The sequence below is a fragment of the Pseudomonas sp. RSB 5.4 genome, assembly GCF_037126175.1.
Classification (GTDB): Bacteria; Pseudomonadota; Gammaproteobacteria; order Pseudomonadales; family Pseudomonadaceae; genus Aquipseudomonas; species Aquipseudomonas fluorescens_H.
This window is the reverse complement of record NZ_CP146986.1, coordinates 3,591,932-3,615,409: the sequence shown is the minus strand read 5'-3', so window position 1 is coordinate 3,615,409 and position 23,478 is coordinate 3,591,932. Positions and strand designations below refer to the sequence as shown.

The 23,478-nt window shown below is 60.9% G+C and carries 22 protein-coding genes; 6 read left to right on the top strand and 16 right to left on the bottom strand.

Annotation, left to right across the window (positions count from 1 at the left end):
• Nucleotides 1-205: 205 nt before the first annotated feature.
• From pgi to dksA, 11 genes are all read right to left on the bottom strand, one after another.
• Nucleotides 206-1,870, bottom strand: coding sequence for a glucose-6-phosphate isomerase (gene pgi / locus V9L13_RS16285; RefSeq protein ID WP_201136565.1), 1,665 nt, complete (start codon nucleotides 1,868-1,870; stop codon nucleotides 206-208).
• A 230-nt stretch (nucleotides 1,871-2,100) separates the two neighbouring features.
• Nucleotides 2,101-2,481, bottom strand: a complete 381-nt coding sequence (gene panD / locus V9L13_RS16280) for an aspartate 1-decarboxylase (RefSeq protein WP_338800021.1) — start codon at nucleotides 2,479-2,481, stop codon at nucleotides 2,101-2,103.
• A 198-nt stretch (nucleotides 2,482-2,679) separates the two neighbouring features.
• On the bottom strand, nucleotides 2,680-3,540 hold the full coding sequence (panC, locus tag V9L13_RS16275) for a pantoate--beta-alanine ligase (protein ID WP_338800020.1): 861 nt from the start codon (nucleotides 3,538-3,540) through the stop codon (nucleotides 2,680-2,682).
• On the bottom strand, nucleotides 3,537-4,337 hold the full coding sequence (panB, locus tag V9L13_RS16270) for a 3-methyl-2-oxobutanoate hydroxymethyltransferase (RefSeq protein WP_003228263.1): 801 nt from the start codon (nucleotides 4,335-4,337) through the stop codon (nucleotides 3,537-3,539). The genes panC and panB overlap by 4 nt, the downstream gene beginning before the upstream one ends.
• 400 nt (nucleotides 4,338-4,737) lie before the next feature.
• On the bottom strand, nucleotides 4,738-5,223 hold the full coding sequence (folK, locus tag V9L13_RS16265) for a 2-amino-4-hydroxy-6-hydroxymethyldihydropteridine diphosphokinase (protein ID WP_338800019.1): 486 nt from the start codon (nucleotides 5,221-5,223) through the stop codon (nucleotides 4,738-4,740).
• A 3-nt stretch (nucleotides 5,224-5,226) separates the two neighbouring features.
• Nucleotides 5,227-6,627 carry a polynucleotide adenylyltransferase PcnB gene (locus V9L13_RS16260; protein WP_003228258.1) on the bottom strand — a complete coding sequence of 467 codons (1,401 nt, stop codon included), beginning with the start codon at nucleotides 6,625-6,627 and terminating at the stop codon, nucleotides 5,227-5,229.
• A gap of 735 nt (nucleotides 6,628-7,362) precedes the next feature.
• Nucleotides 7,363-8,799 carry a sigma-54 dependent transcriptional regulator gene (locus V9L13_RS16255; RefSeq protein WP_338800018.1) on the bottom strand — a complete coding sequence of 479 codons (1,437 nt, stop codon included), beginning with the start codon at nucleotides 8,797-8,799 and terminating at the stop codon, nucleotides 7,363-7,365.
• A 22-nt stretch (nucleotides 8,800-8,821) separates the two neighbouring features.
• Complete coding sequence (locus V9L13_RS16250; protein WP_003228254.1) at nucleotides 8,822-11,776, bottom strand: sensor histidine kinase; 2,955 nt, start codon at nucleotides 11,774-11,776, stop codon at nucleotides 8,822-8,824.
• The gene (locus tag V9L13_RS16245) at nucleotides 11,760-11,936 is read right to left on the bottom strand and encodes a hypothetical protein (protein WP_003176118.1); all 177 of its coding nucleotides are present in this window, start codon (nucleotides 11,934-11,936) and stop codon (nucleotides 11,760-11,762) included. The genes V9L13_RS16250 and V9L13_RS16245 overlap by 17 nt, the downstream gene beginning before the upstream one ends.
• Before the next feature lie 77 nt (nucleotides 11,937-12,013).
• Nucleotides 12,014-12,910, bottom strand: a complete 897-nt coding sequence (gene gluQRS / locus V9L13_RS16240; protein ID WP_201136567.1) for a tRNA glutamyl-Q(34) synthetase GluQRS — start codon at nucleotides 12,908-12,910, stop codon at nucleotides 12,014-12,016.
• A 211-nt stretch (nucleotides 12,911-13,121) separates the two neighbouring features.
• A complete protein-coding gene (gene dksA, locus V9L13_RS16235) occupies nucleotides 13,122-13,565 on the bottom strand; it encodes an RNA polymerase-binding protein DksA (RefSeq protein ID WP_003228250.1) in 444 nt (147 codons plus the stop codon).
• A gap of 334 nt (nucleotides 13,566-13,899) precedes the next feature.
• Here dksA and V9L13_RS16230 point away from each other — a divergent pair, with 334 nt between their 5' ends.
• The gene (locus V9L13_RS16230; RefSeq protein WP_338800017.1) at nucleotides 13,900-15,072 is read left to right on the top strand and encodes a pyridoxal phosphate-dependent aminotransferase; all 1,173 of its coding nucleotides are present in this window, start codon (nucleotides 13,900-13,902) and stop codon (nucleotides 15,070-15,072) included.
• Nucleotides 15,072-15,785, top strand: coding sequence for a DNA/RNA nuclease SfsA (gene sfsA, locus V9L13_RS16225; protein WP_003228246.1), 714 nt, complete (start codon nucleotides 15,072-15,074; stop codon nucleotides 15,783-15,785). The genes V9L13_RS16230 and sfsA overlap by 1 nt, the downstream gene beginning before the upstream one ends.
• On the opposite strand, the gene V9L13_RS16220 is transcribed toward sfsA, so the two are convergent.
• On the bottom strand, nucleotides 15,782-16,099 hold the full coding sequence (locus tag V9L13_RS16220; RefSeq protein ID WP_338800016.1) for a Rieske (2Fe-2S) protein: 318 nt from the start codon (nucleotides 16,097-16,099) through the stop codon (nucleotides 15,782-15,784). The two genes, sfsA and V9L13_RS16220, sit on opposite strands and share 4 nt — an antisense overlap.
• Before the next feature lie 162 nt (nucleotides 16,100-16,261).
• Here V9L13_RS16220 and V9L13_RS16215 point away from each other — a divergent pair, with 162 nt between their 5' ends.
• Genes V9L13_RS16215 through V9L13_RS16200 form a run of 4 tightly spaced genes read left to right on the top strand, consistent with a single transcriptional unit; the run spans nucleotide 16,262 to nucleotide 19,807 of the window.
• Nucleotides 16,262-17,134 (top strand): ABC transporter substrate-binding protein, encoded by an 873-nt coding sequence (locus V9L13_RS16215; protein WP_338800015.1) that lies wholly within the window; start codon nucleotides 16,262-16,264, stop codon nucleotides 17,132-17,134.
• A gap of 50 nt (nucleotides 17,135-17,184) precedes the next feature.
• Nucleotides 17,185-18,168, top strand: a complete 984-nt coding sequence (locus V9L13_RS16210; RefSeq protein ID WP_177325717.1) for an iron ABC transporter permease — start codon at nucleotides 17,185-17,187, stop codon at nucleotides 18,166-18,168.
• The gene (locus V9L13_RS16205) at nucleotides 18,168-18,935 is read left to right on the top strand and encodes a heme ABC transporter ATP-binding protein (protein ID WP_003228237.1); all 768 of its coding nucleotides are present in this window, start codon (nucleotides 18,168-18,170) and stop codon (nucleotides 18,933-18,935) included. The genes V9L13_RS16210 and V9L13_RS16205 overlap by 1 nt, the downstream gene beginning before the upstream one ends.
• Before the next feature lie 20 nt (nucleotides 18,936-18,955).
• Entirely contained in the window at nucleotides 18,956-19,807 is an 852-nt protein-coding gene (locus tag V9L13_RS16200) for a ChaN family lipoprotein (RefSeq protein WP_338800014.1), read from the top strand.
• A gap of 226 nt (nucleotides 19,808-20,033) precedes the next feature.
• On the opposite strand, the gene V9L13_RS16195 is transcribed toward V9L13_RS16200, so the two are convergent.
• The 4 genes from V9L13_RS16195 to V9L13_RS16180 form a co-directional block, all read right to left on the bottom strand.
• On the bottom strand, nucleotides 20,034-20,834 hold the full coding sequence (locus tag V9L13_RS16195) for a Crp/Fnr family transcriptional regulator (protein ID WP_338800013.1): 801 nt from the start codon (nucleotides 20,832-20,834) through the stop codon (nucleotides 20,034-20,036).
• Nucleotides 20,835-20,850: 16 nt separating this feature from the next.
• Nucleotides 20,851-21,123 (bottom strand): TfoX/Sxy family protein, encoded by a 273-nt coding sequence (locus tag V9L13_RS16190; RefSeq protein WP_003228231.1) that lies wholly within the window; start codon nucleotides 21,121-21,123, stop codon nucleotides 20,851-20,853.
• Nucleotides 21,124-21,403: 280 nt separating this feature from the next.
• Nucleotides 21,404-21,748, bottom strand: a complete 345-nt coding sequence (locus tag V9L13_RS16185) for a pentapeptide repeat-containing protein (RefSeq protein WP_003228227.1) — start codon at nucleotides 21,746-21,748, stop codon at nucleotides 21,404-21,406.
• A gap of 91 nt (nucleotides 21,749-21,839) precedes the next feature.
• Entirely contained in the window at nucleotides 21,840-23,396 is a 1,557-nt protein-coding gene (locus tag V9L13_RS16180; RefSeq protein ID WP_338800012.1) for an AAA family ATPase, read from the bottom strand.
• Nucleotides 23,397-23,478 lie beyond the last annotated feature (82 nt).

The window sequence follows — 23,478 nt, the reverse complement described above, 5'->3', positions numbered from 1 at the left end:
CTTATTCTTGTTGTGCGACAGGAATAAAGATGCGCCGAGCGGCCCGGAGGTTCAAGTCATCGCTAAAACAACTGTGGGAGCGAGCCTGCTCGCGAATGCGGTGTATCAGTCACAAAGATGCTGAATGACACACTGCATTCGCGAGCAGGCTCGCTCCCACATTGGAAATGGGTTGCCCACAGGATTTGTGGGCAACCCATTCACATCACCCGCGGTGACGACCGCGGAAGTAGTTGATCAGACCCTGGGTAGAAGCATCGTCAGCGGTGGTTTCATCGCTGCCGACCAGACGGTTGTAAACGCCTTTGCCCAGTTCCTTGCCCAGTTCCACGCCCCACTGGTCGAAGGCGTTGATGCCCCAGACCACGCTCTGCACGAACACTTTGTGTTCATACATGGCGACCAGCGCACCCAGACGACGCGGGCTGATGCGCTCGACCACGATGGTGTTGCTCGGACGGTTGCCCGGGATCACCTTGTGCGGTGCGAGTTTGTGCACCTGTTCTTCGCTCATGCCTTTGTCGCGCAGTTCGGCCTCGGCTTCCGGCAGGGTCTTGCCGAGCATCAGCGCCTGGCTTTGCGACAGGCAGTTGGCGTACAGCCACTGATGGTGATCGGAGACCGGGTTGAAGCTGACGATCGGCACGATGAAATCGGCCGGGATCAGTTGGGTGCCCTGGTGCAGCAACTGGTGATAGGCGTGCTGACCGTTGCAGCCGACGCCACCCCAGATCACCGGGCCGGTATCGGTCGACACCGGGGTGCCGTCCTGACGCACGCTCTTGCCGTTGGATTCCATGTCCAGCTGTTGCAAGTGCTTGGTGATGTTACGCAGGTAGTGGTCGTACGGCAGAATCGCGTGGCTTTGCGCGCCCCAGAAGTTGCCATACCACACGCCGAGCAGGGCCAGCAGCACCGGCATGTTCTGCTCGAACGGTGCGCTCTGGAAATGCTGGTCCATGGTGTAGGCACCGGACAGCAGTTCCTTGAAGTTGGACATGCCGATGGCCAGGGCAATCGGCAGACCGATGGCCGACCACAGCGAGTAACGACCGCCGACCCAGTCCCACATCGGGAAGATGTTTTCTTCACGGATACCGAACGCGACTGCCGCAGCGTTGTTGCTCGACACCGCGATGAAGTGCCGATACAGCTCGGCTTCCGAACCACCCTGAGCCAGATACCAGGCGCGGGCGGCCTGAGCGTTCTTCAGGGTTTCGAGGGTGTTGAAAGACTTCGACGAAACGATGAACAGCGTGGTTTCGGCGCGCAGTTTTTGCGTCAGCTCGTGGAACTCACTGCCGTCGATGTTCGCCAGATAGTGGCAACGCACGCCTTTCTGCGCGTAGGACAACAGCGCTTCGGAGACCAGCTCCGGGCCGAGGAACGAACCACCGATGCCGATGTTGACCACGTCAGTGATCGGCTTCTCGGTGTAACCACGCCACAGGCCGTCGTGGATGCGGCCGACCAGATCCGTGATCTGGTTCAGCACCTTGTGCACTTCCGGCATCACGTTGACGCCGTTGACCGACAGCTTGTCGCCCACTGGGCGGCGCAGGGCGGTGTGCAGCGCCGGGCGGCCTTCGGAGGCATTGACGATTTCGCCGTCGAACAGCGCTTTGATCGCGCCTTTCAGATCGACTTCATTGGCCAGACCCACCAGCAGATTGCGGGTCTCGGCGTTGATCAGGTTCTTCGAATAATCGAGAAACAGTCCGCAGCTGCTGAGCGTGAATTGATTGAAGCGCTGCGGATCGGCGTTGAAGGCTTCGCGCATGCTGAAATCCTGCATGGCTTGGCGGTGATCTTTCAACGCTTGCCAGGCAGGCAGAGCGGTAACGTCATGAGGAGTGCGGTAGTACGCCATCGCTGCGGTTTTCCTTTTTACTTGAACGGCCTTTTGAACACAGAACAGACCGATACGCCATGTTTGGGCGAGGGTCAAATGCGTCGACACGATTTTTCAACGCAGGGCGAATACAGTAAACCTCGCGCTGCGATCTGTCTTGACTTCTTCTGACCTGTTCCCTGTACTTTTTTAACATCAATACCGGGAACAAGCCGACCAACGGAAGGGGAGTGGCGCGTCGAAGCGGCTCAGGCCACCTGAACCGGAATGGCGTTGCTGGTGTGGCTCAGCTCATTGCCCGGCGCCATGTACAGCATGCGCGGCTTGAAATTCAGCAGTTCCGCTTCGCTGTAATGGGCGTAGGCGCAAATGATCACGCGGTCGCCGACCTTGGCTTTATGCGCGGCTGCGCCATTGACCGAAATCATCCGCGAACCTTCTTCGCCACGAATCGCGTAGGTGGTGAAGCGCTCGCCATTGTCGACGTTATAGATCTGGATCTGCTCGTACTCACGGATGCCGGACAAGTCCAGCCACTCGCCATCAATGGCGCAGGAACCTTCGTAATCGAGTACCGCACGAGTGACTTCGGCGCGGTGCAGCTTGGCCTTGAGCATGATGGCGTGCATGAGGGTTTTCCCGGGTTGGAAGCAAACGGCGGGCAGTGTGCCCGAAGGCTTTGGGGGCAGCAATATGGTCTGTGTGGACACCAGAAACCAATGTGGGAGCGGGCTTGCTCGCGAATGCGGTGTGTCAGTCAACCTATCTGCTGAATGATGCACCGCATTCGCGAGCAAGCCCGCTCCCACAGGGGTATTGCGGTGTTTTTAGACTGGGCTATCGAGGTTCAAGTGCAGGTTGTCGATCAACCGCGTGGTGCCGAGGAACGCGGCCACCAGAATCACCAGATCGCGGTCCTCTGCCGTAGCCGGACGCAAGGTCAGGGCGTGGCGGATTTCCAGGTAATCCGGACGCAGGCCGGCGGCTTCCAGCTGTTGCACTTGGGCGGCGATCAGCGCCGGGTAGTCACGCTCACCCTGCTTGATCGACTCGGCAATCGCGCTCAGGGTGCGATAAACCACCGGGGCCACGGCACGTTGATCTTCGCTGAGGAAACCGTTGCGCGACGACAGCGCCAGGCCGTCGGCCGCACGCACGGTCGGTTCACCGATGATCTGGATCGGCATGTTCAGGTCATGCACCAGCGCGCGGATCACCGCCAGCTGCTGGAAGTCCTTCTGGCCGAAGATCGCCAGATCCGGTTGAACCATGTTGAACAGCTTGCTGACCACCGTCGCCACGCCCTCGAAGTGCCCCGGACGGCTGGCGCTGCACAGGCCTTCGGACAGTTGCGGCACGCTGACCCGGGTCTGCCCGGCCATGCCGTCGGGGTACATCTCTTCGACGGTCGGGGCGAACAGCAAATGGCAGCCGGCTTGCAGCAGCTTTTCCTGATCCGCCGCCAGGGTGCGCGGGTATTTGTCGAGGTCTTCGCCGGCGCCGAACTGCAGCGGGTTGACGAAAATGCTCGCGACCACGAAGTCCACGCGCTGGGTGGCTTTGGTGATCAGCGCGACATGGCCGCTGTGCAGGTTGCCCATGGTCGGCACGAAGCCGATGCGCTTGCCTTCACTGCGGGCGCGGGCCACGGCGGCGCGCAGTTCGCGTACGGTTTTAACGGTGTTCATGCAGAGAATCCGTGTTCGATGCCAGGGAACGTGACGGCTTTGACTTCATTAACATAAGCCTTCAATGCTGACTGGATGCTGTCTTGGCCGTTCATGAAGTTCTTCACGAATTTCGGCACGCGGCCGGTGATCGACAGGCCGAGCATGTCGTGCAGCACCAATACCTGCCCGTCGGTATCGCTACCGGCGCCGATGCCGATGACCGGAATCTTCACGGCCTGGCTGATTTCCGCAGCCAGTTCGCTCGGCACGCATTCGAGCAGCAGCATGGCTGCGCCAGCCTGCTCCAGCGAGATCGCGTCGGCACGCATCTGCCGCGCCTGGTTCTCGTTGCGGCCCTGCACTTTATAGCCGCCAAGAATGTTCACGGCCTGTGGGGTCAGGCCCATGTGTGCGCAGACCGGCACACCGCGTTCGGCCAGCAGGCGGATCGACTCCGCCAGCCACAGCGCACCTTCGACCTTGATCATGTGCGCGCCGGCCTGCATCAGCATGGCGCTGTTGGTCAGGGTTTGCTCAATAGTGGCGTTGGCCATGAACGGCAGGTCGGCCAGGATCAGGGCGTCGGTGTTGCCGCGTTTGACGCAGGCGGTGTGGTAGGCCATTTCTGCGATGGTCACCGGCAGGGTGCTGTCGTGACCTTGCAGAACCATGCCGAGGGAGTCGCCCACCAGCAGCACTTCGACACCGGCCTCGTTGCAGGCGTGGGCGAAGGTCGCGTCATAGCAGGTCAGCATGGTGATCTTTTCACCTTTCTGCTTGAGGCTCTGGAGCGTGGTCAGGGTGATGGCTGGCATGTAAAAAATCCTCGTTCAGGCGCTCTGGAAACTACTGCGAGTAACGCGCGTGATTCTTCGTCTACTCAGGCGCACGGTCTTTTGTCGTGCTTATAAGGCCTGGATTGCGCCCGTATGTGCCGGGTTGGCGGCAGCGGGACGCCTATAGTCGTGAGGAGCCAAGCGGAAGTCAATTGCGTGTGTTACCGCATTGTTACGAGGGGAGTGTTACCGGCGTTACTGATGCGATTCAGCGGTGCGGCAGGGCTGATGGACGGGGTTTTTGTCCGACAAAAAATCAGATTTGGAATACTCAATGTGGGAGCGGGCTTGCTCGCGAAAAGCGCTGTGTCAGTTGACTGATTTATTGACTGACACAGCGCTTTCGCGAGCAAGCCCGCTCCCAGAGGGGGGACTATTTTCAGGCGTGGGAGAGGCGTTCGAGGCCGACGAACGGGCAGGCGGCGAGCAGATCGGCGAGGGTGCGGCCATCGGCCAGGCGCAGATCTTCGGGCGCCAGTTCGGCCAGGGGATACAGAACGAACGCCCGTTCCTGAATTTGATAATGCGGGACTTTCAGCCGTGGCTCGTCGATCAGGCGATCGCCGAACAACAGGATATCCAGATCCAGCGTGCGCGGCCCCCAGCGTTCCAGTCGCTCGCGGCCCTGATCATTCTCGATGGCTTGCAGCGCATCGAGCAGGTCCAGCGGCGCGAGGTCACTGTCGAGGGCGGCGACCGCGTTGGTGTAACGCGGTTGTCCTGGCAGCAGTGAATCGCTCTGATAGAACGCCGAAACACCGGCGAGGGCGGTCTGCGGCAATTGGCCCAGCGCGTTGAGCGCGCTGCGCAATTGTTCGGCCGGGTCAGCGAGGTTGCTGCCCAGGCCGATATAGATGCGTTCCATGCCTTATTCGCCCGATGCGCTCGGAGCCCCGGCGCGCTTGCGCTTGGAACCGCTGCTGCGACGACGTTTGCGCGGCGCGCCGCTGGCGTCATCACCCTTGCCGCTGAGGTCGCGGATCATGTCGCGACGTTCGCTGTCGTTGGCGTCCTGATAATCCGTCCACCATTCGCCGAGACCGTCAGTCTGCTCGCCAGCGCTTTCACGCAGCAGCAGGAAGTCGTAACCGGCGCGGAAGCGTGGATTGTCCAGCAGCAGGTCGGCGCGTTTGCCGCTGCGGCGTGGCAGGCGTTCCTGCATGTCCCAGATCTCGCGGATCGGCATGGTGAAACGCTTTGGAATGGCGATGCGCTGGCACTGTTCGGCGATCAGCTCGTGCGCACCTTCCTGCATCGCCGGAATCGGTGGCATGCCACGTTCCTGCAGACGCAACACGCGGGCCGGCAGGGCAGGCCACAGCAGGGCGGCAAACAGGAACGCCGGGGTCACCGGTTTGTTCTGCTTGATGCGCAGGTCGGTGTTGGTCAGCGCTTCGCTGATCAGCGTGTGGGTGTATTCCGGGTTGTGCTCGAGTGCGTCGGCACTGGCCGGGAACAGCGGGGCGAACAGTTGCAGATCGACCAGCATCTCGAAAGTGATCGCGCCATGGCCGGAAAGGAACAGCTTGAGCACTTCCTCGAACAGGCGGGCCGACGGGATCTCGCGCAGCATCGGCGCCAGTTCGCGGATCGGCTGCACGGTGTGTTTCTCGATGCCGAAATTGAGCTTGGCGGCGAAACGTACGGCTCGCAGCATGCGCACCGGGTCTTCCTGGTAACGCTGCTTCGGATCGCCGATCAGTCGGATCAGGTGATTGCGGATGTCGTGTACGCCGTTGGCGTAATCGAGAATGCGCTCGCTGACCGGATCGTAATACAGGGCGTTGATGGTGAAGTCGCGGCGTTGCGCGTCTTCTTCCAGGGTGCCGTAAACGTTGTCGCGCAGAATCCGCCCGCTCTCGTTGCGCGAAGACTGGTTGCTGTCTTCGTCATCTTCATTGACCGGGTGATTGGCGCGGAAGGTCGCGACTTCGATGATTTCGCGACCGAAATGGATATGCACCAGTTTGAAGCGGCGACCGATGATCCGCGCATTGCGGAATTCGGCACGGACTTGCTCGGGGGTGGCGCTGGTGGCGACGTCGAAGTCCTTGGGCGTGATGCCCAACAGCATGTCACGCACGCAACCACCGACCAGGTAGGCCTGGTAGCCGGCGCCTTGCAAGCGTTCGACGATATTGACCGCATAGCGGCTGAATTGCCCTTTTTGCAGCGAGTGTTGGCCGCTGTTAAGCACTTCAGGGGTGCTGCGGATGTGTTGCGTACGACGCACGGGAGACCGGAATGACTGGAACAGCTTCTTCAGCATGGGATGCACTGTTTGAAGGAATGTTCGGCCATACCAAAGAATGACCGCATGATGGGCGCAGATTCTAGCATTTAGTCGAGGGATGGTGTAGGACGCAGAAGATTTGCGCTGCAAGCCGCAGGCTACAGGCATCGAGCAGGGTAGAAACGGAGGGAATTTGCCGGAAGACAGAAACTACAAGGGGAGCCGAAGCTCCCCCAGAAGTAGTTGCGTGCTCTTTTTATTATTGATTCGGGCTTCTTGTTTTTGTTGAGTGCCCTCGCCATGAAGCTGTTCCTTCATGACCCTCCCAATCGGGAGCCAAGAGCAAACGGATTGCTTTGGTCGCTGTGTTGCAGTGATCTTGCGATCCAACCAGTACAGGCTCTGTCTTAGGACAGTTTTTGTTGTTCTCGGCCTGGTCGTGGGGCTAGCCCCAAATACAACGCCTCTCCAAAAGAATCAGTTAGCTGCGCCTCTCGCCGTCTTGTTTTTATTGTGCGTGAGTCGATTCGTCTTATTTTTATTGTCTTGTGCATTGCTTGTTATTGTTCTTGTACCAAACATATAGCAGGTGCCGTGCCAACTTTTGCGAAGCCCAATAAAACAAGGGGTTAGGTCGATATAACGATTTTCTCTGGGCGAAAAAAAGCCGGGGTTTCGTTACCGATAACCCCGGCTTCTGTTACGTGAAAGGACTGAGGTAACAGTTTTTTCACTGTTTCAAGCGTTACCCGCACACTCGACAGGTAACGTTCAGCTCTCGCTGGTGACCCCGGTCTTGCGCCGTGGAATACCCAGGCGCTGGCGGCGTTCCCACAGGCATTTGCGGCTGACGCCCAGTTTGCGCGCCAGTTCGGTCTCGGTCATGTGGTCCTGATGCTCGAGAACGAAGTGCTGGAAGTAGTCTTCCAGTGACAGGTCTTCCGTCGGCTCATGGCTGCTGTTGCTGGTGTTACCCGCGGTTTGTGCGGGCAAGCCGATGAATTCGTCGTCTTCCAGGTCGCTCAGCTCGATGTCGATGCCCAGCAGGTCGGCAGAGATTTCCGGGCTTTCGCTCAGGATCACCGCGCGCTCGACCGCGTTTTCCAGCTCGCGCACGTTACCTGGCCAAGAATAATGCCGGATGGCCTGTTCGGCATCGGCGGCAAATTTCAGGTCGGTACGGTTGATGCGCGCACTCTGGCGAGCGAGGAACGCGGTGGCGATTTCGTTGACGTCGGCGCCACGTTCGCGCAATGCCGGCAGTTTCAGGGCAATTACGTGCAGACGGTAATACAGGTCTTCACGGAACTGGCCGATTTTCGCCAGGCTCTTGAGGTCGCGGTGGGTCGCGGCGATCAAACGCACATCGACTTTTTGCGACTGCACCGAACCCACGCGGCGAATCTCGCCTTCCTGCAGCACGCGCAGCAGGCGGGCCTGGGCTTCCAGCGGCAGTTCGCCTATCTCGTCGAGGAACAGCGTGCCGCCGTCCGCCGCTTCCACCAGACCGGCGCGACCGGCGCTGGCGCCAGTGAACGCGCCTTTTTCGTGGCCGAACAGTTCCGACTCGATCAGGCTTTCCGGAATGGCTGCGCAGTTCACCGAAATCATCGGTGCCTTGGCACGCTTGGACAGATTGTGCAGGGCGCGGGCCACCAGTTCCTTACCGGTACCGGACTCGCCCTGAATCAATACATTGGAATCAGTTGGCGCGACCTTGCGGATCTTGCTGTACAGATCCTGCATCGGCGGGCACGAACCGATGATGCCGATTTCACCGTTGCTGTTATCGACGGCGGACTTGCCGCTGCCATTGGCCGGTTTGCCGACAACGGCTTCGCCAGCGGCAGGCGTGGACTGGTGATCACGCAGGATCCGCGCGACGGCCTGGAGCATTTCATCGTGATCGAAAGGCTTGGCGATGTAGTCCACCGCGCCCATCTTCATCGAGTCGACCGCCGAGCGCAGGCTGGCGTAGCTGGTCATGATCAGCACCGGTTTGCCCTGGCCAAGCTTGATCAGCTCGGTACCGGGGGCGCCAGGCAGGCGCAGGTCGCTGACGATCAGATCGAATGTGGGAATACTGAAGCGTTCTTGTGCTTCCTGCACAGAACCGGCTTCGCTGACCTGATACTGGTTGCGTTCCAGCAGGCGGCGCAAGGCGGAGCGGATAATGGTTTCGTCTTCGACGATCAAAATGTGCGGCATTGATTCGATACTCTCGACGGTCTCAGTTCACAGCGGACGTCGCTTCGACATGACGCGGTAAGGTCACCCGGATACGGGTGCCGCGCTGGCTTTGTACATCAGCCGGGCTGTCGATGGTGATTTGTCCATAATGCTCTTCAACGATGGAATAGACCAGTGCAAGGCCCAGACCGGTGCCTTCGCCAGGATCCTTAGTGGTGAAGAAAGGTTCGAACAATCGGTCCATGATGTTCTGCGGAATACCACTGCCTTCGTCCTCGACGATCAGATCGACCGTGTGTTCGCCGGCTTCACTCTTGACCCGCACCGCGCTGCCTGCAGGCGAAGCGTCACGGGCGTTGGAGAGCAGATTGATCAGCACCTGGGCGAGCCGCTGCGGATCGCCTTCGACCCAGTGATCGGGATCGCACAGGTTGTAGAACTGCACTTCGAAGTTGCGCCGGTTCAGCGCCAGCAGGCCAATCGCATCCTGCGCGACTTCGGCCAGGCACACCGGTTCGTCGCTGTGCTGGTGGCTGCCGGCGTGAGCGAAGCTCATCAGCGACTGCACGATGCGCGACACACGCTTGGTCTGTTCGAGGATCTGCCCGCTGATTTCCGTCAGCTCGCCGTCTTCTTCACGCTCTTCGCGCAGGTTCTGCGCCAGACAGGCGATGCCGGTGATCGGGTTGCCGATTTCATGGGCCACACCCGCCGCCAGTCGACCGATGCTCGCCAGACGTTCGGAGTGCACCAGTTTGTCTTCGAGCATCTGCGTTTCGGTCAGGTCTTCCACCAGCAGCACCAGGCCGCTGTTGCCCGGGGCCAACGGTTCATCGATCGCGGCTTTGTGCAGATTGAGCCAGCGGGTCTGGCCGTCGAGGGCCAGGTGCTGCTTGTGCAAGTGTTCGTCGGGCAGGTTGATGAAGCCTTGCAGCAGTTGCTTCCACGGATCGGCGATAGTGCTCAGGCGCGAGCCGACCACCCGTTGCGCGGCGATGCCGGTGAGTTCTTCCATGGCCTTGTTCCACATCAGGATCTCTTGATCCTTCGCCAGCGAGCAGACGCCCATCGGCAGCTCCTGCAGGGTCTGGCGGTGGTAGCGGCGCAGGGCGTCGAGTTCGGCGGCCAGCCCGGTGAGGCGCGAGTGGTAGTCCTCGAGGCGGCTTTCGATGAAGTGGATGTCTTCGGTTACATAGTTCTCGCCGCCAGCCTTGTATGGCAGGAAGGTTTCGACCATGTCCTGCGCCACGCTCGGCCCCATCAGGCCGGAGAGGTTGGCTTCGATACGGTCGCGCAAGCGGCGCAAGGCATAAGGACGGCGTTCGTCGAACGGCAGATAGAGGTCGCGCAGGGCTTGCTCGACTTCTTTCTGCGCCGCCTTGGCGCCCAGCGGTTTCGCCAGTTGCGTGGCGAACTCCTGGGGCGAGGCGGCGTGCAGTTCGCGACGTTGCGGACGACGCACGTTATCCACCGCGCAGGCTTCGGCGGCGCTGGCTTCTTCCGGGCTGGCGTTGGTGAACAGTGAGATCAGGGTGAACATCAGCACGTTGGCCGCCAGCGAGGCGATGGCCGCCATATGCCAACTGGTGTCGTCCAGCACGTAAATCATGTTCAGCAGCGGAATGTAGAAACCCTGCAGATTGCCGACCAGCGGCAACAGCATGGTCACCACCCACACCAGAATCCCCGCCATCAGACCGGCGATAAAGCCGCGCCGGTTGGCGGTCGGCCAGTACAGCACCGAGAGCACGCCGGGCAGGAATTGCAGGGTCGCGACGAAGGCGACGATGCCAAGGTTGGCCAGATCCTGCCCGGCGCCGAGCATCAGATAAAAGCAGAAACCGGCCATGATGATCGCCACGATCAGCGCCCGGCGGGTCCACTTCAGCCAGCGGTAGATATTGCCCTCGGCCGGCGGCTGGTACAGCGGCAGCACCAGGTGGTTCAGCGCCATCCCCGACAGCGCCAGGGTGGTGACGATGATCAGGCCACTGGCCGCCGACAATCCGCCGACGTACGCCAGCAGGGCCAGCGGTTTGCTGTTGGCGGCAATGCCGATGCCGAGGGTGAAATATTCCGGATCGGTGGTGGCGCCGAGCTTCAGGCCGGCCCAGAGAATCAGCGGCACCGCCAGGCTCATCAGCAACAGGAACAGCGGCAGGCCCCAGCTGGCACTGACCAGCGAGCGCGGGTTGAGGTTTTCGGTGAAAGTCATGTGATACATGTGCGGCATCACGATCGCCGAGGCGAAGAACACCAGCAACAACGTGCGCCACGGTCCTTCCTGCAGCGGCGTGTGCAACGCGGCGAGGGCGGTCTGGTTTTGCAGCAGCCACAGCTCAAGCTGTTGCGGGCCGTCGAACACACCGTACAACGCATACAGGCCGACGCCGCCGAGGGCGATCAGTTTTATGACCGATTCGAAGGCAATCGCGAACACCAGCCCTTCGTGTTTCTCGCGGGTGGCGATATGCCGGGAGCCGAAGAAAATCGTGAACAGAATGATCAGCGCACAGAACGCCAGCGCGACGCGGCTCTGGATCGGTTCGCCGGTGAGGATGCCGATGGAGTCGGCCACCGCCTGAATCTGCAACGCCAGCAACGGCAGTACGCCGATCAGCATGAAGATCGTGGTCAGCGCGCCGGCCCAGGTGCTGCGAAAGCGGAAAGCGAACAGGTCCGCCAGCGACGACAGTTGATAGGTGCGGGTGATTTTCAGGATCGGATACAGCAGCACCGGTGCCAGCAGAAACGCGCCGGAGACCCCGAGATAACTGGAGAGAAAACCGTAGCCGTACTGATAGGCCAGCCCCACCGTGCCGTAAAACGCCCAGGCACTGGCATAGACCCCCAGCGACAGGGTGTAGGTCAGCGGGTGGCGAATGATCGCCCGCGGGATCATGCCCCGTTCACTGATCCAGGCAACGCCGAACAGCACCGCCAGGTACGCGGCACTGATCAGGATCATCTGGGTCAGGCTAAAGCTCATCGGCATCTTTTTGGCTCTGCAGGATGAAGGTCACGACAATCAGGATCAACCAGAGCAGATACGGCCGATACCAGGCGCCCGTGGCGTCGATCCACCAATCCATGATGGCTGGCGAAAACAGATAGATTCCCACGACCAGAAGCAGGACCAAGCGATAGATGTACATCCCGGCCTCTCTTTTTTATGCGCGTGCCCGAAAACGTGCGGCGATGGTAACGGATGGCGGCGCGACTGCAAGTGTCGTCATTGCAGTTGCGCTTCGGGCAGGGTCAGTGTGCGCGGGATCTTCGATGCATCCCAGTGGGCAGCGCCCCAGTTGAGCAATTCCTGCGGTGAGGCGTATTCAAGCTCGGCGCCTGGGTTTTGCCCCAGCGCACGCAGGGCCCGCAGCAACAGCGGGGTGGCTTGGTCGGCCTCAAGCGGCGGCGAACGGTAGGATTTGCCGAGCTTGTTGCCGTCCGGCTGCGTGATCAATGGCAGGTGCAGATAGCGCGGCTGGCGCAGGCCCAGCAGTTCTTGCAGGTAGAGCTGGCGCGGCGTGGAGTCGAGCAGGTCGGCGCCACGCACGATGTCGGTGATGCCTTGCCAGGCGTCATCCAGCACCACGGCCAGTTGATAGGCGTAGAGGCCATCGCGGCGGCGAATCACGAAATCGCCGACTTCGCGCCCCAGATGCTGGCGAAACTCGCCCTGCACGCGGTCGATGAAGTGGTATTCCAGCTCCGGCACGCGCAGGCGGATCGCCGCCTCTTGCTGGTCATGGCCGGCATTGCGGCACAAGCCCGGGTAAATGCCGTGGTACGGCTCCAGCTGTTTGCGCGAACAGGTGCAGGCGTAAGCCAGGCCGTGGTTGAACAGACTGTTGAGAACTTCGGCGTAGGCGTCGTGCCGATCACTCTGGCGCACCATCTCGCCGTCCCATTCGAAACCGTAGCTTTCCAGCGCCTTGAGAATCGCCGCCTGCGCGCCGGGTTCCTCCCGGGGCGGATCGAGATCTTCCATGCGCACCAGCCAGCGCCCGCCGACCGCGCGCGCGTCGAGGTAAGAGGCGAGGGCAGCGACCAGCGAGCCGAAGTGCAGGTGGCCACTGGGGGTCGGGGCGAAGCGGCCGATGTAGGCGGGGGCGGTTTTGGCAGTCATGTGGACAATATAACTTTTCAGGATTCGCGCAGATTACCCCTGTGGGAGCGGGCTTGCTCGCGAAAGCGTCAGTTCAGACAACCTGGATGTTGAATGGCCGGCCGCATTCGGGAGCAAGCCCCCTCCCACAAAAGCAAGGCAAAAGGGCAAAGGCAAAAGGCAGAAACAAAAACGGAGCGTTCGCACGCTCCGTTTTTCGTTCAGGTCGAGATTACTTGCCGACCTGCTTTTCCTTGATTTCCGCCAGGGTCTTGCAGTCGATGCACAGATCGGCGGTAGGACGGGCTTCGAGGCGCTTGACGCCGATCTCGATGCCGCAGGATTCGCACCAGCCGTACTCTTCGTCCTGGATCAGTTCGAGGGTCTTGTCGATCTTCTTGATCAACTTGCGCTCGCGGTCGCGGGCGCGCAGCTCGAGGGCGAATTCTTCTTCCTGGCTGGCACGGTCGGCCGGGTCAGGGAAGTTGGCCGCTTCGTCTTTCATGTGATCAACAGTACGGTCGACTTCCTGCATCAAGTCCTGTTTCCACTTGTTCAGGATCTTGGTGAAGTGCGCGCGCATGGGGGCGCCCATGTACTCTTCGCCGGCCTTCGGAACGTAAGGTTCGAAGCCGCTGATCGTCGCTTGCTGCTGTTGCTTTGCTTGGGTGGGCATGAAATGGACCGCCTCTACTCTTGTAATCCATTGCGCAGGATTGCTCCATCACCGACACCTGCCGGCCCTGCGGCTGCAAGCGGGCGAACTTACCAGATCAATTCGGCCCGCGCTACTCCCGGATGTCGAGGCCCCGGCGGGTGGCGCTTGCAGATGTTTGGCAAGCCGTGTCTGGCGCTGTTGAAAGCCTGTTCAATCACTGATTTTAGTCAATCCTGGAGCGTACGCTCATATCGTTACAGTCCAGCGTTCTTGAGGCTGTGACCGCGATGGGTTCTCGCTCGTTCCGGCAGATGGTTAGAATCGTTTCTTTTTCCCCGTCGAAGGAAGGCCAATGGCTCAGCCCTACAGTGCGCGCAGTCGTGCGATCGAACCGTTCCATGTGATGGCGCTGCTGGCGCGGGCCAACGAACTGCAAGCCGAAGGTCACGACGTGATCCACCTGGAAATCGGCGAGCCGGACTTCACCACGGCCGATCCGATCATCCGTGCCGGGCAAGCGGCGCTGACGGCGGGCAAGACGCGCTACACCGCCGCGCGCGGCATTCCCGAGCTGCGCGAGGCGATTTCCGGGTTCTATCAATCGCGTTACGGCCTGAACATCGATCCGCGGCGGATCCTGATCACCCCGGGTGGCTCCGGTGCGCTGTTGCTGGCCAGTGCCTTGCTGGTCGATCCGGGCAAACACTGGCTGCTCGCGGATCCGGGCTACCCGTGCAACCGGCACTTCCTGCGTCTGGTCGAAGGCGCGGCGCAACTGGTTCCGGTCGGGCCGGAGGTGCGTTACCAACTGACCCCGGATCTGGTGGCGCGGCATTGGGATCACGACAGCGTCGGTGCGTTGGTGGCGTCGCCGGCCAACCCGACCGGTACCATTCTGACCCGTGATGAACTGGCCGGGTTATCCACAGCGATCAAGGCGCGCCACGGGCATCTGGTGGTGGACGAGATCTACCACGGCCTGACTTACGGCACCGATGCCGCCAGCGTGCTGGAAGTCGATGACAGCGCCTTTGTCCTCAACAGTTTTTCCAAGTATTTCGGCATGACCGGCTGGCGTCTCGGCTGGCTGGTGGCGCCGGACGCGGCGGTCAGTGAGCTGGAAAAGCTCGCACAGAACCTCTACATCAGTGCCCCGAGCATGGCGCAGTACGCCGCACTGGCCTGTTTCGAGCCGGACACTATCGCCATCCTCGAAGAGCGCCGCGCCGAATTTGGCCGCCGCCGCGACTTCCTACTGCCGGCGTTGCGCGAGTTAGGGTTCAACATCGCCGTCGAGCCTGAAGGTGCGTTCTACTTGTACGCCGATATCAGCCAGTTCGGCGGTGATGCCTTCGCGTTCTGCCGACATTTCCTCGAAACCGAGCACGTTGCCTTCACCCCGGGGCTGGATTTCGGCCGTTATCAGGCCAGCCACCATGTGCGTTTTGCTTACACGCAAAACCTCCCTCGCTTACAGGAAGCGGTGGAGCGCATCGCTCGCGGCCTGAAGAGCTGGCAAGGCTGATGCGCTTTTATCCGGCTCTGGAAGAGGCGCGGTTGATTCGCCGCTACAAACGTTTTCTGGCGGATGTTGAAACGGTCAATGGCGAGTTGTTGACCCTGCACTGCCCGAACACCGGTTCGATGCTTAATTGTCAGGTCGAGGGCGGGCAGGTGTGGTTCAGTCGCTCAAACGACCCGAAGCGCAAGCTGCCCGGTACCTGGGAAATCGGCGAAACCCCGCAAGGGCGGCTGTTCTGCGTGAACACCGGGCGCGCCAATGCGCTGGTCGAAGAGGCGCTGCAAGCCGGAGTCATCAGCGAGTTGAACGGCTTTACGGCGCTTAAACGCGAAGTGCCGTACGGCCAGGAAAAGAGCCGCATCGACTTTCGCCTCGAATACCCGAGCGGCCCGGCTTATGTGGAAGTGAAGAGTGTCACGTTAGGCTTCGATGGAACCAACGTGGCGGCGTTTCCCGACGCGGTCACCCAGCGCGGCGCCAAGCATCTGCGTGAACTGGCGCATCTGGCTCGTGACGGTATTCGTGCGGTGCAGTTGTATTGCGTCAATCTCAGCGGGATTGAAGCGGTGCGGCCGGCCGAGGAAATCGATTCGGCCTACGCCGATGCCCTGCGTGAAGCGGTGGCGTGCGGGGTCGAGGTGTTGGCCTACGGCGTGCGTTTGAACCACGAAGAGATGGTGATCGACCGGCGGCTGGACGTTTTGCTCAACGGTTAAATATCTATCCACAAACCTTGGGCATCTTCGCGGCAGGGGATGGCGGTCAGGGATTGTCCGGCGCAGGGCCCGGCGACGCATTCACCGTCCTCGATCAGAAACAGTGCGCCGTGGGTGGCGCACTGGATCAGGCTGTTGCTCGGGTCGAGAAACTGGTCGGGATGCCATTCCAGGCCGACGCCACGATGCGGGCAACGGTTGAGATAAACATAGGCCTGGCCATTGCGGCGCACGGCAAACAGTTTGTTGCCGTCGATGTCGAACCCACGGCTGCCGGCCTCAGCGAGATCGGTGCCGGCGCACAAGAACTTCATGGCTATCCTCAAGTGTCGGCTCGTTTCAGGAAATGTCCGAGCTTGACGTTTAAATGCAAACAATTATCAAATGGCCGCCTTCGCCCACTGTGCGCAGCCGCCGCCAAGGATACTTGGCCTGCCGGTTCGCTGCCCGGGAAAACTGTTCAAGGAAAGCTGCGTATGCGCCTGATTACCCGCGTTGCTGTGCTGTGTGTCGGACTGCTCGCCAGCCTTCAGGCGACAGCTGCCGATTTGCCACAGCGTTGGGTCAGCGCCGGTGGGGCGCTTTCGGAGTGGGTGAGTGCATTGGGTGGCGAATCCAGACTGGTCGGGGTCGACACTACCAGCCAGCATCCGCAGTCGCTGAAGCAGCTGCCAAGCATCGGTTATCAACGCAGCCTCTCGGCTGAAGGCATTCTCAGCCTGCGCCCGGACATTCTCATCGGTACCGAAGAAATGGGCCCGCCGCCGGTTATTGCTCAGGTGAAGAGCGCCAAGGTACAGGTCGAACTGTTCTCGGCGCAGCCGGATCTGCCGACCCTGGAAAAAAACGTTACGCATCTCGGACAATTGCTGGGCGCGCAAGCGCAGGCGACTCGGTTGCTGGAAAGTTATCAACAGCGGCTTACCGAGCAGAAAGCGCGAGTCGCCGAGTTGCAGGCCAAGCGTAAGACGCCCGGTGTGCTGGTGCTGATCGGGCATGCCGGCGGCAAACCGTTGATTGCCGGCAAGGACACTGCCGCCGACTGGCTGCTGCAACGGGCCGGCGGACATAACCTGGCGACGCATACCGGTTACAAGCCGTTCTCCGTGGAGTCGCTGGCCGGGCTCGATCCTGAGGTGCTGGTGTTTGCTGATCGCGCGTTGAGCGGCGAGGCGGCAAAAGCGGCGTTGTTCAAGGAAAACCCCATTCTCAATTCAAGCCGTGCGGCCAAGGCCGGACGGGTGCTGGAGCTGGATCCGACGCTGCTGGTCGGCGGGCTTGGGCCACGTTTGCCAGCGGCACTGAAGACTTTGTCTGACGGTTTCTACCCGACCGCGAGCGGCCAATGACCGTACTGGTCAAACCACGAAGCCTGTTTATCGGCCTGGCGCTTCTGTGTTTGCTGGCCATCTGGCTATCGTTGGCGCTGGGGCCTGTGAGTCTGCCGCTGTTCGATACGTTGCGCGCGGCTCTGCGCATGCTCGGCGTGCCGCTGGCGCCGGATGGGCTGGAGCAGGCTGAACTGATCCTCGGGCAAATCCGTCTGCCGCGCACCTTGCTTGGATTGGCTGTCGGCGGTGTGCTGGCGCTGTCGGGTGTGGCGATGCAGGGGTTGTTTCGCAATCCGTTGGCCGATCCCGGGCTGGTCGGGGTGTCCAGCGGTGCGGCACTCGGCGCAGCGATTGCGATTGTCGGCGGTTCGTTTTTTGGCGGTTTGCCAGAGTGGTTCGGGCCGTATCTGTTGTCGGCGTGCGCGTTTCTCGGTGGGCTGGGCGTGACGGCGCTGGTCTATCGGCTCGGACGGCGCAACGGCCAGACCAACGTCGCGACCATGCTGCTGGCCGGGATCGCGCTGACGGCATTGGCAAGCTCGGCGGTGGGTCTGTTCACCTATCTGGCGGATGACGCGACCTTGCGCACGCTGACTTTCTGGAATCTGGGCAGCCTCAATGGCGCCAGTTATGCGCGATTGTGGCCGTTGCTGATCATCAGCACTGGCGTTGCGTTGTGGCTGCCGCGTCGTGCCAAAGCGCTGAATGCGCTGTTGCTCGGGGAGTCCGAAGCCGGGCATCTGGGGATTGATGTCGAACGGCTCAAGCGTGAACTGGTGTTCTGCACGGCGTTGGGTGTTGGCGCAGCGGTGGCAGCAGCGGGGATGATTGGCTTCGTCGGGCTGGTGGTGCCGCATCTGGTGCGTTTATTGGCCGGGCCCGATCACCGGGTGCTGTTGCCAGCATCAGTGTTGGCGGGGGCGAGCCTGTTGTTGCTGGCGGATCTGGTGGCGCGGCTGGCGCTGGCGCCGGCAGAGTTGCCGATCGGTATTGTCACCGCGTTTATCGGTGCGCCGTTCTTCCTCTATTTGCTGCTGCGAGGACGTGCCTGATGCTGCGTGCGCACAATCTGCATATCCGTCGCGGGCGCAAGACAGTCCTCAGCGACGTCACCCTGCAACTTGAACCCGGTGAGGTGCTGGGTGTGCTCGGGCCGAACGGTGCCGGCAAAAGTACCTTGCTTGGTGCGTTGTGCGGTGAACTGGCTGCGGGTGAGGGCGAGGTGTTGCTCGATGACAAGGCGCTGAGTCACTGGACAGGTACGCAGCGCGCCCAGCGTCTGGCGGTGTTGCCGCAGGTCTCGACGCTGGATTTTGCCTTCCGCGTGGAAGAAGTGGTCGGTATGGGCCGCTTGCCTTATCAAAGCGGTCGGGCGCGCGACGACGAGATCGTTGCGGCAGCGCTGGCCGCTGCGGATGCCGGGCATCTGAGCGGGCGCAGTTATCTGGCGCTGTCGGGCGGCGAGCGCCAGCGTGTACATCTGGCGCGGGTGCTGGCGCAGTTATGGCCTGGGCAGGCCGGACAAACCCTGTTGCTGGATGAACCGACCTCGATGCTCGATCCCTTGCATCAACACACCACGTTGCAGGCGGTGCGCGAGTTTGCCGATCGTGGCGCGGCGGTGCTGGTCATCCTGCATGATCTGAATCTGGCGGCGCGCTATTGTGATCGGGTGTTGCTGCTCGAAGGCGGGCGCCCGGTGGCGCTGGATACGCCGCAGCAAGTCTTGCGACCGGACTCGCTCAAAGCTGTGTTCGGTCTCGAGGTATTGGTGCAGCCGCACCCGGAGCGTGGGCATCCGCTGATCATCGCCCGCTGATTTCTCATCGAGGTGATGGTATGCGCGGGATGTGGTTGTTAGCGGTGTTGCTGCTTGCAGGGTGTCAGCATGTTTCCCCGCCCCCGCCAATCAGTGGCGAAATTCGTGATCTGCACAGCGGCCAGATACTGACGGCACAGGAACTGCTGACGCGTCTGTCGGGGCCGCAACTGCTCATCATCGGCGAGCAGCATGACAACGCCGATCACCACGCCGCGCAGTTGTGGCTGTTGCAGGCGCTTGGGGAGCAGCGTCCTCAGGGCAGTCTGCTGCTGGAAATGCTCACGCCGAAGCAACAGCCGAACGTTGACCAGGTTCGCCATGCAGCAGCGCCCCCTACTGATCTTCCCGCCGCGTTGGCCTGGGAGGATGGCTGGGACTGGACTCTCTATGGACCGATCGTTCGGTTTGCCCTCACGCAACCCTATCCGCTGTTGGCGGCCAATCTGGATGACGGCGAAATCCGCGCTGTCTACCGCCAGTCGCCAGCCCTCAGCGGTGTTCGCAGCAATGCGGCATTGGTGAAAGCCACGCTGCTCGAACAGATCAGCGACTCACATTGCGGCTTGCTGCCCAAATCACAGATGCCGGCGATGCTTGCTGTTCAACAACAGCGGGATCGGCGTATGGCCGAACGCTTGATGGCGGCGCCGACGCCGGCGTTACTGTTGGCGGGGGGCTGGCATGCGCGCAAGGATGTTGGCGTGCCGCTGCATGTGCTGGATCTGGGCGCAGCCCGGGCGCCAACGGTGCTGATGCTGGCCGAGCAGGGCGCTGAAGTGACTGCGGCGATGGCTGATTTCGTCTGGTACACCCCGGCCACTCCCGCGCAGGATTACTGCGCGCAGATGCGCAAACAATTTGGCCAATGACTTTTCCACAGGCAAAAAAAGACCCGGTAAAAACCGGGTCAAATAACCGTGATTAGCCTGATGAGGAGATAATCTGAGAGTCCGAACCAAGGGCTTTTCAGAATATCGACTGATCTCGCGACCAGTTGTGATAATCATAGCGATTCTCATTACCGAGTCAACCACTGTTTTTCCGTTTGCTTGATTTAGTCGTGCAAATGGCTGGAATGCCCCGGAAACAAGGGACTCAACGTGGAGCTTTGATCGCACTCAGTTGCGTGATCTGCTGATTAAGCTGGCCGATGCGCCGGGCCATGCTCTCAATCAGGCTGTGCGCGATCTTCGGATTGGTGCGGGTCATGCTCAGAAACTGCTCGCCGGGAATCAGCATCACCGTGCTCGGCTCGCGAGCGATGACCGTCGCATTGCGTGGCTCACCGGTGAACACCGCCATGGCGCCGAAAATCTCGTCCTTGGGCACTTCGCCAACCTTGTGTCCATCCACGAACGCTTCGGCATGCCCATCGATGATCACGAAGACGTGATGGGCGGCATCGCCCTGCTGGATCAGCACCTCACCGCTCTCGACCCGTTTAAAACCATTGGTGCTGCGGAACTCCCGCGGTTTCAGTTCGGCCACCGCGTGAGCCAGCAGCGCCATCTGCCCCAGCAGATACTCAAGCCACTGTTCGGCCCGGCCCGGCTCGGCATATAAATGCTGGAACAGTTCGGTTCGCCGATAGGGCAGCAAGCGCAATGGCCCGTCGCTGCGCAGACGACAATCGGCCCAGGCGTCACCTTGCTGCAGACCGATCAGATCGCCTTCCTGCCAGTAAAACAGCGCACGGCCGCCGATGTAGCCGTTGATGACGCCTTCTGTCAGTAGAAACAGTTGATCATGTGGGAGCTGCGCCATCAGGTCGTCAGAGGTTTCTGGCTCAAGCGCCGGCCCGCACGGCGAAAGCCCCTCGAGCCAGCTTGCAGGCAAACTCTGCAAACGATTGATCAGTGCATCGACAGGTGCCGATTGTTCCCCGAGCAGATACATGGCCGTCAGCGCCTGTTCAGTTCTTGTGACGCGAGGAGATGGCTTCGAGCTGCTTGTTCAAGGCGTCTTTGCGTTCGGCCGGGATGTCGTTCCAGTGCACATCCATCAGCGCCCCTTCGATCGCGTACAACAACACCTTTGATGCGCGAAACCCGCGGGTACGCACGGCCCGATAGGCGTCCACCGCCCCCAGGCGACGCAAGTCCGAGGCGCTGTGGATACCCACGGCATGCAGCCATTGCGCCGACGTCTTGCCAAGATTCTTCAGGTGTTGCAGTTCATCATTCATCAAGCCTCCTTGCGACGGCCGAATGGTGCGTGGGCGATCTTCTCAGGAGTGTAGCCATCAGTAGGAAAAGCGTGGTTGTTTGGTCGGATTCGACGCAAACGCTTCTAAGAAAGGGGCTGCGAACGCAGACAGGAGGGAAGAAACGCGGAAACATGTAGGAGCGGGGCTTGCTCGCGAAGGCGTCCTGTCAGCCACCAGATGTATCGACTGACACTACGCCTTCGCGAGCAAGCCCGCTCCCACACGGGAAAGGCGTCGGGTCAGAGAAAGATAAAAATTATCAGCGAGTGCGATAGCGCAGGCGGGTGCCGAAATTCATCGACATCAGGATCTCGTCCGCACTCAGTTCCGGCGGGAAGTACGCGCCGGAAATCTGCGCATGGGCCAGGCTCGCGCCTTCGAGTGATGCATTACGAAAGTCGATGCCACGCAAATCGGCAGAGCGGAAGTAGGCGTCCCGGAAATCCACGCCATCGGCGTTCAGTTCACGCAAGTCGAGACCACGGAAGTCGCCACCAACCATGTCGATCGGGCCGTCGTTCGGGCGTTCCTTGTTGAAGCCTGCGATGTCGTCTTTGTGCAGCAGGGCATAAAGCGGGGTGTCGAGAAGTTTCGGCTGGCTCATGTCACATCACCTGTTGGTTTTATGACGCCAGTATAGTGCCACTATTTGACGGCCGTGAAGCAAGCGAGGGCTTCACGGCCGAAATAGTTTCTTACAGGCCTGGCAGGCGCTGGCGGATCTGCGCCACTACGGTGTCGAGGGTCCCGCTTTCATTGGTCTGTACGCGTTTGCTGCGCAGAATTTCTTCTGGCGTCAGCGCTTCGCGGCTGGCCTGCTGGGCCTCGATTACCGCCAGCGTGGCGTCGGAAGGATCTTTCTTGTCAGCCTGACGAATCGCCAGCCAGCTCTCGATCACGGCTTGCGGTGCGTTGCAGTCGAGAATCAGGAACGGCGTGCCGGTGGCTTCGGCGACTTGAGCGGCGTTGTCGCGTTGCTCGCGCTTGAGGTAGGTCGCATCGATCACTACCGGGAAACCGGCGTGCAGGATCACTCCGGCAATCTCATGCAGGCGGGCATAGGTGGCAACGCTGGCGTCGGCGCTGTAAATCCCGGCCTGCACGTCGTTGGCTACGGTTTGCTCGCCGAACAGGCGCTTGCGCTCGACGTCGGAACGCAGGCGAATCGCGCCCAGCGCTTCGACCAGGCGCATGGCCACGTGGCTCTTGCCGACAGCGGATACGCCGTGGGTGATGGCCATGAAGCGCGATGGAATGGTGCTGTAGCTTTCCGCCAGGTTGGCGTAGTTGCGGTACTGGCGCAGGGTGGTTGCGCGCTGCACCGGGGTGGCATCCGCCGGCATGCTGAACAGCGCGACTTTGGCACGAACCAGTGCGCGGTAGGCTTTATAGAAGTTCAGCACTTCCAGGCCTTGATAGTCGCCGGTCAGCTCCAGGTACTGGCTGATGAAGCGGCGGGCCAGGGATTTCAGACCACGGTCTTCCAGGTCCATCGCCAGGAAACCGGTGTCGGCCCAGACGTCGGTGAAGCGGAACGGTTCGTTGAACTCGATGCAGTCGAAGATCACCACTTTGCCATTGATGACAGTGGCGTTACCCAAGTGGATGTCGCCGTGGCATTCGCGAGTGAAACCCTCGGCCTTGCGCTGGCTGAACAGTGCCTTGAGACGATCGAAGCTGCTTTCGGCCCAGGCTTTCAGTGCCTCGAGTTGCAACAGATCATTTTTGTCGCTGAGGAACGGCAGGATCTGTTCGAAGTTCTGGCGCACCGGAGCCATTACGCTGTCCGGCGTGCCGGCGTCGTGTTCGGCCGGGACTTTTGGCGCGCTGAGGTGGAATTTGGCGATCTGCTCGGCCATTTCGTCGATGTGCTGAGTGGTCAGCTCGCCGTTGGCTTGCAAGGTGCTGAGCAGGCCGGTCTGTGGGAATTGACGCATTTTCAGCACATATTCGATCACCGGGCCGTCGCCGCCCAGTTGTGGCGCTTCGACACTGCCGGTCACCGGCAACACGTCCAGATACAAATCTTCGGTCAGGCGCTGGTTCAGACGCAGTTCTTCAGCGCAGAAGTGCGCGCGCGATTCGAGGCTGGTGAAGTCGAGGAAGCCGAAATTCACCGGCTTCTTCACTTTATAAGCAAACGGGCCGGTGAGGATCACCCACGAGATATGGGTTTCGATGACCTGGAACCCTTCGACGGGGTGCGGGTAGAGGGCCGGGTTTTGCAGGGCAGCGATCAGTGACTGGCTCACGGGCGATCCTTCAGAGACTGGGAAATTCGAGGTCGCCATTATGGCCGCTCGCCAGCCTGACGCAAACCTCGGAGCGCTCCTG

Bases quoted from the DNA above. Each gene is read 5' to 3' on its own strand.
- pgi (WP_201136565.1), bottom strand. From the start codon at position 1,870: ATGGCGTACTACCGCACTCCTCATGACGTTACCGCTCTGCCTGCCTGG.
- panD (WP_338800021.1), bottom strand. From the start codon at position 2,481: ATGCACGCCATCATGCTCAAGGCCAAGCTGCACCGCGCCGAAGTCACT.
- panC (WP_338800020.1), bottom strand. From the start codon at position 3,540: ATGAACACCGTTAAAACCGTACGCGAACTGCGCGCCGCCGTGGCCCGC.
- panB (WP_003228263.1), bottom strand. From the start codon at position 4,337: ATGCCAGCCATCACCCTGACCACGCTCCAGAGCCTCAAGCAGAAAGGT.
- folK (WP_338800019.1), bottom strand. From the start codon at position 5,223: ATGGAACGCATCTATATCGGCCTGGGCAGCAACCTCGCTGACCCGGCC.
- V9L13_RS16260 (WP_003228258.1), bottom strand. From the start codon at position 6,627: ATGCTGAAGAAGCTGTTCCAGTCATTCCGGTCTCCCGTGCGTCGTACG.
- V9L13_RS16255 (WP_338800018.1), bottom strand. From the start codon at position 8,799: ATGCCGCACATTTTGATCGTCGAAGACGAAACCATTATCCGCTCCGCC.
- V9L13_RS16250 (WP_003228254.1), bottom strand. From the start codon at position 11,776: ATGCCGATGAGCTTTAGCCTGACCCAGATGATCCTGATCAGTGCCGCG.
- V9L13_RS16245 (WP_003176118.1), bottom strand. From the start codon at position 11,936: ATGTACATCTATCGCTTGGTCCTGCTTCTGGTCGTGGGAATCTATCTG.
- gluQRS (WP_201136567.1), bottom strand. From the start codon at position 12,910: ATGACTGCCAAAACCGCCCCCGCCTACATCGGCCGCTTCGCCCCGACC.
- dksA (WP_003228250.1), bottom strand. From the start codon at position 13,565: ATGCCCACCCAAGCAAAGCAACAGCAGCAAGCGACGATCAGCGGCTTC.
- V9L13_RS16230 (WP_338800017.1), top strand. From the start codon at position 13,900: ATGGCTCAGCCCTACAGTGCGCGCAGTCGTGCGATCGAACCGTTCCAT.
- sfsA (WP_003228246.1), top strand. From the start codon at position 15,072: ATGCGCTTTTATCCGGCTCTGGAAGAGGCGCGGTTGATTCGCCGCTAC.
- V9L13_RS16220 (WP_338800016.1), bottom strand. From the start codon at position 16,099: ATGAAGTTCTTGTGCGCCGGCACCGATCTCGCTGAGGCCGGCAGCCGT.
- V9L13_RS16215 (WP_338800015.1), top strand. From the start codon at position 16,262: ATGCGCCTGATTACCCGCGTTGCTGTGCTGTGTGTCGGACTGCTCGCC.
- V9L13_RS16205 (WP_003228237.1), top strand. From the start codon at position 18,168: ATGCTGCGTGCGCACAATCTGCATATCCGTCGCGGGCGCAAGACAGTC.
- V9L13_RS16200 (WP_338800014.1), top strand. From the start codon at position 18,956: ATGCGCGGGATGTGGTTGTTAGCGGTGTTGCTGCTTGCAGGGTGTCAG.
- V9L13_RS16195 (WP_338800013.1), bottom strand. From the start codon at position 20,834: ATGTATCTGCTCGGGGAACAATCGGCACCTGTCGATGCACTGATCAAT.
- V9L13_RS16190 (WP_003228231.1), bottom strand. From the start codon at position 21,123: ATGAATGATGAACTGCAACACCTGAAGAATCTTGGCAAGACGTCGGCG.
- V9L13_RS16185 (WP_003228227.1), bottom strand. From the start codon at position 21,748: ATGAGCCAGCCGAAACTTCTCGACACCCCGCTTTATGCCCTGCTGCAC.